At 59.6% G+C, this 562-nt stretch carries 1 rRNA gene; it reads left to right on the top strand.

Going from position 1 to position 562, the window contains the following annotated elements:
• Nucleotides 1-473 precede the first annotated feature (473 nt).
• Nucleotides 474-562: ribosomal RNA gene (locus V9U69_RS17380) — 23S ribosomal RNA — on the top strand; the annotation flags it as partial.

The following is a 562-nucleotide window of genomic DNA, read 5'->3' as shown; positions in this document are numbered from 1 at the left end:
GGGTGTTAGTACGGCTGGAGGAATCCGGTCTGGAACGCGCTGTCGAGGGGTGTGGGTGGTGCCTGGCGCACTGTTGGGTCCTGAGGGACCGGACAACTTCTCCTCATCGTGCTGGTTCGCTGGTGTGCTGGTTTCGCCGGCATCGCTGGTGCGGCTCGGTGGGGGGGTGGGGTTCGTTTCTTCTGGTCAGGCTCTTCGCTGCAGGTCATACCGGTCGGGGTTCTTCTTCGGTGTCTGGTGCTTGTGGGTGGGCGGGGGGTTCCTGGTTGTTGTTTGAGAACTGCACAGTGGACGCGAGCATTGCGTAAGGCAATGTGACATCTCGATGGTGTGTTTGGTGCACCGTCGGTGAGTGTTTCTTTGTCGTGGTGCTTCGTCGAGTAGATTTTTTCTGTGTCTTTGTGGTTTGGGTTCTTTGGCTTGGGCCGCTGTGCGGCACGTTTCGCCTTCGGGTGGGGTGTGGTGTGTGGTGGTGGCAAGTGTGTAAGGGCGCATGGTGGATGCCTTGGCATCAGGAGCCGATGAAGGACGTGGGAGCCTGCGATAAGCCTCGGGGAGTTGG

This window comes from Kineococcus sp. G2 (assembly GCF_037154035.1).
Classification (GTDB): domain Bacteria; phylum Actinomycetota; class Actinomycetes; order Actinomycetales; family Kineococcaceae; genus Kineococcus.
Note: the sequence above shows the minus strand (reverse complement) of the source record. Positions and strands in the feature narration are given on the sequence as shown.